Consider the following 8,385-nt stretch of genomic DNA (forward strand, 5'->3'; position numbering starts at 1 on the left):
CCCGCTGGTGTACGGCACACCCGCGCTCGGCGGGTCGAACCACGGATTGCTGCGTCATCGGTGCGTCACCCGCTTCCCGCAGAGCGACGATCCAGTTGACGAGCGCCTCGTCCCCGTCCGCCCGGCCCGAGCGAGCCTTCCGTGCGACCAACCTGCGCACCGGTAACGCCACGACGGCAATCAGGCCCAGTAGCGCCAGCGCCCACCAGTACAGGGCGCTCATGCCGACGCTCCGGGCTTCGTTTCGCCCTGCGGCGGCACCGCGCTCGGCCCGGCGTACTCACCCGGCCCCGCTGATCCCGGCCAGGGCTCATCCAGAATCGGCGGCACCGGTACGTCCCGGCTGCGAATCAGGGCGGCAAGTGCCGGCCCCGCCGGGCCGAGCCCGCGACCTCGAACCCACGCCGGTACTGCCCTGACCAACCGCTCAGGGCCCTCGGGCAGCAGCAGACAGATCGACTCCAGCGTCCGTCCCTGCGGGGTACGGCGGATCTGGACCACCACCTGGAGGGCCGCCGCCAGTTGGGCGTGCAACGCCGGTCGGGGCAACCCGCCGAGCAGGCCAAGTGCCTCCAGCCGGGCCGGTACGTCCGATGGAGCGTTGGCGTGCAGGGTCCCGGCGCCACCGTCGTGGCCGGTGTTGAGTGCGGCAAGCAGATCAACCACCTCTGCACCGCGACACTCACCGACGACCAGACGGTCCGGTCGCATCCGCAACGCCTGCCGAACCAGCTCACTGAGGCCGACGGTGCCGCGCCCCTCCACGTTCGCCGTGCGGGCCTGCAACCCGACGACGTGCGGATGCAACGGCCGCAGTTCCGCAGCGTCCTCGACCAGCACGATCCGCTCGGTGGCCGGCACCAGCCCGAGCAGCGTGTTCAGCAGGGTCGTCTTACCGGACCCGGTTCCACCGATCACCAGGTAGGCGAGCCGGGCCGCGACCACGGCGGCGAGCACCGACGCGGCCGGACGCGGCACGGCTCCCTGACCGACCAGTTCGTCCAGGGTGAACGGCCGCTGGCGGAAGGTACGCAGCGACAAATAGGGGCCGTCGGTCGCCACCGGCGGCAGTACGGCGTGCAGCCGGGTGCCGTCAGCCAGCCGCGCGTCGGCGCAGGGCGAGCCGTCGTCGAGCCGGCGACCGGCACCAGCGGTGAGTCGCTGTGCGAGCCGGCGGACGTCGTCCACGGTGCCCACCGGCACCGGCACCTGGCACAGTCCCTGCCCCCGGTCGACCCACACCCGGGTCCCGTTGACCAGCACATCTGTGACGTCCGGCTCCGCCAACAGCGGAGCGAGCGGGCCCGCACCCACCAGGTCGTCGCGTACCTGGTCGGCCATTCGCAGCAGAGCCGTGTCGCCGAGGACGGCGGCGTCGGCCTCGGCGCGTACCGCCGAAACGATCGTGGCCGGGGTGACCGGCGTGACGGCGGCGGCGATCCGCTGCCGGACCCGGGCCGCCAGGGGCTGCCCGGTCACGCCGCACCCGCAATCGTTCGGCCGGTCAGGTCGGCGACGATCCGCTGGCAGAGTTCCGCGAGCGGACCACGTCCGCCGGCTGCTGGAGCCTCGCCACGTTCAAGTCCACGGCACAGCCCCGGCTCCGGGCGAAGCGTCCCGGCCAGTTGCAGACCGAGGGCCCGAGCCACCTCCGCTGCTCGGAGTCGTCCAGGAGCCGGCCCCCGGACGATGACCGACAGATCCTGACAGTGCGGTGCGGCCATCGAGACCACCCGCGCCGCAGCGGCCGTCGCCCGTAGCTCCGCCGGCACCACCACGAAAACCCGGTCGGCCGCCTGCAGAGCGGTGATGGCCGCGTCATCGAACTGTCGGGGCAGATCGACGACCACAAAGTCCCGACCGCGCCGGGCGGCATCCAGGGTGGCGGCCATCGCCTCGGCTGGTACGGCCACCGGGTCACCTCGGTCCCAGGAGAGGACGACCAGGTCACCCCGGCTGGGCAGCGCCCGCACCAGGGCCGGTGGATCGACCCGCCCGTCGGCGCCGGACAGCGCCGGCCACCGCAGCCCTTCCAGTTGTTCCCAGCCGAGCACCAGGTCGAGGCCGCCGCCGAGCGGGTCGGCGTCGAGCAGGAGGGTCCGCAGCCGACCTCGGGCGGCGGTGACCGCGAGCCCGGCGGCCAGGATGCTTGCTCCGCCTCCCCCGCGACCACCCACCACGGCGACGACCCGCGCCGCAGCGCCATCGGTGCCGCATTCGGCGAACCGGTCGACCAGCCACGGCTCGGCCGCCGGCAACACCGCCACATGTTCGGCGCCGAGCAGGTCGGCGACCTGCCATCCGGGATCGAGGTCGTCGGCTCGACCGACGAGCACCAGCCGGGACCGTCGAGGCAGTCGCGCCCGCAGACAGGGCTGCGCCTGGTCGGCGCCGACCAGCACCAGCGGAGCTGGTTGCCACCGGGTACGAGCGGCGGCCGGATCAGCAGCCACCTCCACCTCGACGGCGCCGGCGGCGGCGAGCCGGAGCAGGTCGTCGAGCAGGTCACCGTCGGCGGTGACCACCAGCGGCGGTCGCCGGTGCGGTGGAACGGAGGTACGGGACGGCATCGCGGCCTCCAACGGTCGGCGCGGGTTCGCTGTGCCGAACCTTGCCTCCCGTGGCACGACGAATGCCGCCCCGACTTCGCCCCCTGTGGACAACCGGCGCTTGTGTGGACAACGCCCACAACGCTCGTTGATCTGCTATGTGCCTCCGGGCTTCATCGGGCGTCCACTTTGGCCACCGGCGCTTATGGCGAGAAGTGACGCACACCACGCATAATCGACGGCCTGTGCCGTCGGTGGAACGGCAATCCTCGCCGGATCGGGGTCATGACTCAGTCACCAGATCACGACCACGCACGCATACAGCCGCGGCTTCGGATCGGTCCGTGGTTACCCGATCCCGACTCGGACACCATGCCGCCCGCACTCCTCGCCATCTCGGCGACACCGGTCAGGCCCGCACTGTCGACGCCCCCGGGCCTATCCGGCCACCAGCCGCCGGCATCACCATCCGAGCCGGTAGTCGTTCCGATCGATCCGACACCGCACCCCACCGGCCGCCGCTCCCACCGGCTGATGCTGGCGGGTGTGGGTACCGCCGTGCTCGGCCTCATGCTGACCGCGCTCTGGCCGACCACCCCGCCGTCACCGGTCGCCGAACCGCCGACTCCGCCCGGCCGGTTCGGCTGGCCCCATGCCCCCGACCTGCCGTGGCCACCCCCCGGCACTCTGACACCCTCCGCCCCGCAAGCCTCGTCGTCCGTGGGCGGCGTCTCCTCCACCCGCCCGATCGCACCCAGCCAGGTGTCGTCGCCCACCCGATCACCGTCGGCGGCGGCGACCAAGACCAGCCCGGCCGCCACCCGCAGCCCTGCTGCCCCCAGCGCCAGGCCGAGTGCGTCACCGAGCCGGACGGTACGACCCACCCCGAGCCCTCGACCGGCCGAGCCGCGAGAACTGACGCCCTTGCCACCATCGCGGGAGCGAGGTCTGCGGTCGGTGAGTGGTGGCCGGGAAACCAGCATCGAGTTCGCCAACCACAGGTCACGGCCGGTGATCGTGTACTGGCTGGACTACCAGGGCCACAGACGGCAGTACGCGGTGCTCCAACCGTCCGCGTCGTACCGGCAGCACACCTACGTCGGCCATCCGTGGGTGGTGACCGATCGCCGAGGAAGGTCGCTGGTCTGCTTCGAGCCGACCGCAACGCCCGCCAAAGCCGTGATCCGCTAAATCGCCTGGCCAACGGCGGTGAGGAAGCGGCGGAAAACCGGCCATGGGAGTGCCCAGCATCCGTGCATGGTCAGTGTCACGTGCTCGGCCGGCATCGGGACGAAGGGGCCGGACTCCGGTGAGGCGTCGGGAACGCGGACGTCGATGTAGTTGTTCTCGGTGGTGGCCGGGTCGACCTCATACAGCTCACAGCACCACGATTCGGCGTCGCTGTAGTGGAAGTGGTTGATCTCGAACCGTCGGTCGTTGTGTGACCAGGTGTTGAGCGTCAGTGGAAGCGCGGTCGCCGCCGGCGACAGATCCCGTAGCTCATCGACCAGGTCGCCGCCGGAGTCGAGCAGGTGCATCAACTCCTTCAGGATCGGCCAGGGCACAATGCCACCGCCGGCATGGACCACGATGTGCTCGGCCGGCTTCGGTGTGAAGGGCCCATCGGGCGTCGCGTCGGGGATCGAGACGCAGAGGTACGGTCCTGTGCCGGGAGGACCCGTTAGCCCGACCAGCTCGTACTGCCAGGCATCGTCGGGGATGCTGTATCCCGAGGTGATCTCGTACAGCTTGCCGTCGTGGGACCGGATCGCCATCGCCGGATGATCGCAGCCTTCGCCGAGCAATCCGAGCGATATAGACGGTGGCCGGCTCGCGGGCCGGGCTGGACCGGTACACACATGCCGGACGACTACGCGGTCCGCGTCCTGGCGGCCTTCGAGAGCTCTGCTGCCTCTCTGCTGCCTCTGGCAGAGGAAACGCCGCAGGATGAGGCTCACCGATGGGATCGGAGATGGCCTGTGACCTGTGGTGTAGCGCTTACCTGGGAAAGGGACGACCCCCGTCGGGGGGATCCGGTCTCAGGCTGTTGTCCGTTGCCGAGCGGTGGCGGCTGGCGTCAACAAGCAAGGGCCGGACCTCGTTCCTTGCCGTCCGGGTCCGGCCCGCGTCTACGCTGGTGCTGCCTTCTTGCTGCCTCGCTGCTGCTCGGCGTCTCGCTTACAAGCTCTGTGCATGCCGTCCGGCAGCGTCCGGCCAGGTCCGCCACCTCGGGCGACCGTCCCGCCTCGGCGGCTGATGTGCGCTCTCGTCCGGCGCGATCACCTCGTCGGCCAGCACAGGGCGCTCAGGGGAGCGGTTGGCCAAGTTGCTTGGGTCTGCCTCGGCGAGGGCGCTCCCGGGCTTGTCGGTGGTCTCGTGCAGAATGCCCCTATGGCTGGCTTTGAGGCGAAGGCATCACCCACCGACGAGAAGTTGCGGGGCGGGTACTACACGCCTGCGCCGATCGCGGAGTTTGTTAGCGACTGGGTCGCCTGCGCCGGCTCCGTGCTGCTCGAACCAGCCTGCGGCGATGGGAACATCCTCGCGTACCTCGCCAAGCATACGGCGGATGCGGTCGGCGTAGAACTCTTCCCAGAAGAGGCTGCCAGGGCCTCTGAGCGCACAGGCCTGAGCGTTGCAACCGGAGACTTCTTCCGCTGGTTCACAGGGGAACGCCACGGATCGTTCGACGGTGTCGCAGGCAATCCTCCATACATCAGGTTCGGTCACTGGGCGGAGCCCAGTAGAGAAACCGCTCTGTCGTTCATGCGCTCTAATGGTCTACACCCAAACAAGCTCACCAACGCTTGGGTCCCCTTTGTCATGGCGTCGGTGGTGGCTTGCCGGCCTGGTGGGCGCATTGGTTTGGTGGTTCCCGCCGAGCTGATGCAGGTCGGCTATGCGTCTGAGCTGCGCCAGTACCTGATCGATAACTGCTCTGCAGTGACTGTGGTGTGCTTCCGACGGCTCGTGTTTCCCGGGATCCTTCAAGAGGTCGTCCTACTCCTGGCGGTTAAGGGCGAAGGGCCGGCCCGAATCCAGGTGCTTGAGGTCGACGACGCTGCGTCACTCGCCGGCCTGCAGGTCGACACAGATCCGAAGGTTCGAGCACCGCTACACGAGCGCGAAAAGTGGACCAAGTATTTTCTGCAACCCCAAGAAGTCGAGACGCTGCGAACTCTTCGTTCTGACGACCGGCTTGCACCTTTGGAACGCTTCGCGTCTGTGGATGTCGGCGTGGTTACGGGTCGTAACAGCTATTTCGTAATGACTTCCGCCGAAGCACAGCAGCACAAGGTCGAGGACCTGACCATCCCGCTGGTATCACGCAGTAACCAGTTGAGTGGGATCAAATATAATCATGCCGACCACCAAGACTATAGATCCGACGGCGGCAAAGTCCTCCTTCTTGACGCAAGAGGCGTCGCACTAGAAGAACATCCCGGGCTTGCGGCCTACGTGCGGCTCGGGGAGGAGCACGAGGTTCACACCGGATACAAATGCCGGATCCGGAAGCAATGGTGGGTCGTGCCCTCGATTTGGCAGGCGGATGCATTCATGCTGCGCCAGATCCACGCACATCCCCGAATCGTCGCAAACGAGACTAAGGCAACCAGCACGGACACGGTTCACCGCATGCGGATGCGTGAGGGCATTAATCCGGCCAAGTTGGCGGCCTGCGCCATGAACAGTGTCACTTTCGCATTCAGCGAGGTCGTGGGGCGGAGCTACGGCGGCGGGCTTCTCGAACTAGAGCCTTCCGAAGCCGAGGAACTTCCGATTCCCGACCCGTCCCTTCTCCCCGAGCACCTCGTAGCAGTGGTCGACCAGCTAGTACGTCACAAGCGCATCGAGGAGGCTGTTGACGCCGTGGACCAATCGGTCTTGATCGGCAAGCTCGGATTCACTCCTGCCGAGGTCGATGCAGCTCGCACCGCATGGCGCACCCTGCGGGACAGGCGGATGCGCCGCGGCAAGACGAAGGATCCCAACTAGTTACGAGATGGTTAGACGATACGTCCCGTCCGAAAGAGACTCGATTTCAAGTCTTCGGTTCGTCATGTTTTGCTGCTGAAATAGAGGCGTTAGTGGCTCAAGGTGAAGGGTCGACGTGTAGTTGTTCTGAGCAGATTCCCGGTTAGCCGCGTACGTCACCTCAAAGTTAATAACTCCCATAGCCACGCCTTTGACGGTCGTGTCCATTGGGATGATGGCTTTGTCCATCGGAAGGCCGGTAGCCGTCGCCATCGGGTGCCAACGTGCCGCCTGAAAGATCTCGTTACGAAAGTACGTACGCTGGTCGATCCGCCCGCGGTAGTGGCCCTGGACGAGCGTTACCGCCCCGCGCTGGTTCCCAGCACCCTTCCGTTGTGCATCGGAGGCTGAAAGCTTTTTACTCCAATGGTGGACCACAACCGGTGGCTTTGCCGGAGCTGGCATGGCAGAGGCAGCTGATGTGCGAGGTCTCGGCGCAATCGGCTTCAACGCCGTAATCGTAGTCGCGGGAGGCTGAACGAGCGGGGTCAGCGTTGCGCTAGATCGGATCCCGCTCTTACCAACGACCTGTAGGGACGGGACCCGCTCTGGCCGGGGCGGTGGCATGACATCGATAATCTTCGCCTGAGCAAGTGCGTCAAGGTCCGCCGGAGTTGAGAAGGGGTAGAAGCCGCTTCGCCTCGACATGAACCAGCCGTCTATCGCATCCGAGATGGACTTCAAGAATTTAGGACTGTCACCATCGCGGGTGTCCACGATAATGCCGGATTCGACGTGTTGAGCAGTAACCCCGGCCCTCGTGAGGTTGGCCGATCCGACGTAGGCGGTGGCTGAGCCGTCAGCCCGGGTGAAGTGGAAGACCTTCGGGTGAAAGAAGGCATTTGCGAAGCTCACGACCGCGAGACTAAGCCCGGCTCGCGGTGCTCCAGCCATTGTTATGAGCTTCTCAAGGCTTGCACGGGTCGTTTCGCCGTCGTTCGACCCAATTAGCATGCGCGTAAGACCGCCTGACACCGCCAGACGGGCCAACGTCGGCTCGAAGTATCCGAGTGCGTCTGCTCCGAAGAAACCAGTCTGAAGCCGGACGGCAACGACCGAGGGGGCCTTGAGCAGCACCGTGTCGAGCCATGTTCCGAGCGCGTGTTCGGGGTCGCGCGCCCCCGTATCGAGATACCGCACCCCGGGAGCATCTTGGATTCGCATTCCAAGTGCAACCCGCCACGTCAAGCGGGCCTTGACGCACGTACGGGCGCTGCTGGAAAAGACTGAGTCGGCTCTCGTGTCACGGAGCGCGCCCCCGGCGGACACCGCCACAGTGGCGCAGTTGACCCAACCTCGCCCGGCATGGACCCGGCTCCCGGGGTCGGAGCTCGCCCCCCGGCGGCCACCCCTCCCCCTCCCAGGCGAGCGGTTGACCTGACCCTGAGTGGCTGTGGAGCCGGCTCCTGGACGACCGGCCCGCCCCGGGCGGACACCGCCCCCATGCTTGGGGCTTGCCACGCGGACCCGGCGCGCCCCTTCCCCGCGCCGCGCTGCTCAGGCGCGGCGCGGCCGGCTGCCGGCGACGAACCTCCACCACTCCCCGCTATCCCGTCTGCGGCGGCCGGCCCCGGGCTCCCCCTCCGCGCCAGCCGCTGGGCGCCAGGCGTGACGGCCGCAGAGCGACAGCGGCAGTGGCCGGCGCGCGCCCCAGGCGGCGGCGCGTGCGGCCCGTCAAGGGCCGCCTTGAAGACGTACAGAAAGTTTGAGCGTTTTTCATCCTGGGTAGGTCGGGTTCTCGACGTGGTGCAGGACGAGGATGGCTTGCACGATCGCGGTTGTGCGGGATGGGCTGCAGCGC

Annotated in this window: 6 protein-coding genes; 2 read left to right on the forward strand and 4 right to left on the reverse strand. The window is 67.7% G+C overall.

The window, feature by feature from the left end:
- Positions 1 to 219: 219 nt before the first annotated feature.
- Entirely contained in the window at positions 220 to 1,479 is a 1,260-nt protein-coding gene (locus tag AB0M35_RS23945; RefSeq protein WP_363747985.1) for a TadA family conjugal transfer-associated ATPase, read from the reverse strand.
- The gene (gene ssd / locus AB0M35_RS23950) at positions 1,476 to 2,570 is read right to left on the reverse strand and encodes a septum site-determining protein Ssd (protein ID WP_363747986.1); all 1,095 of its coding nucleotides are present in this window, start codon (positions 2,568 to 2,570) and stop codon (positions 1,476 to 1,478) included. The genes AB0M35_RS23945 and ssd overlap by 4 nt, the downstream gene beginning before the upstream one ends.
- A 525-nt stretch (positions 2,571 to 3,095) precedes the next feature.
- Here ssd and AB0M35_RS23955 point away from each other — a divergent pair.
- Positions 3,096 to 3,740 (forward strand): hypothetical protein, encoded by a 645-nt coding sequence (locus AB0M35_RS23955; protein WP_363747987.1) that lies wholly within the window; start codon positions 3,096 to 3,098, stop codon positions 3,738 to 3,740.
- Here AB0M35_RS23955 and AB0M35_RS23960 read toward each other — a convergent pair.
- The gene (locus AB0M35_RS23960) at positions 3,737 to 4,507 is read right to left on the reverse strand and encodes a hypothetical protein (protein ID WP_363747989.1); all 771 of its coding nucleotides are present in this window, start codon (positions 4,505 to 4,507) and stop codon (positions 3,737 to 3,739) included. The genes AB0M35_RS23955 and AB0M35_RS23960 overlap by 4 nt on opposite strands.
- Before the next feature lie 433 nt (positions 4,508 to 4,940).
- On the opposite strand from AB0M35_RS23960, the gene AB0M35_RS23965 reads away from it, so the two are divergent.
- Positions 4,941 to 6,545, forward strand: a complete 1,605-nt coding sequence (locus AB0M35_RS23965; RefSeq protein WP_363747991.1) for a class I SAM-dependent methyltransferase — start codon at positions 4,941 to 4,943, stop codon at positions 6,543 to 6,545.
- Here AB0M35_RS23965 and AB0M35_RS23970 read toward each other — a convergent pair whose 3' ends face one another.
- Entirely contained in the window at positions 6,546 to 7,724 is a 1,179-nt protein-coding gene (locus AB0M35_RS23970; RefSeq protein ID WP_363747992.1) for a phospholipase D family protein, read from the reverse strand.
- Positions 7,725 to 8,385 lie beyond the last annotated feature (661 nt).

This window comes from Micromonospora sp. NPDC051196 (genome assembly GCF_040682415.1).
Classification (GTDB): domain Bacteria; phylum Actinomycetota; class Actinomycetes; order Mycobacteriales; family Micromonosporaceae; genus Micromonospora.

Bases quoted from the DNA above. Each gene is read 5' to 3' on its own strand.
- ssd (WP_363747986.1), bottom strand. From the start codon at position 2,570: ATGCCGTCCCGTACCTCCGTTCCACCGCACCGGCGACCGCCGCTGGTG.
- AB0M35_RS23965 (WP_363747991.1), top strand. From the start codon at position 4,941: ATGGCTGGCTTTGAGGCGAAGGCATCACCCACCGACGAGAAGTTGCGG.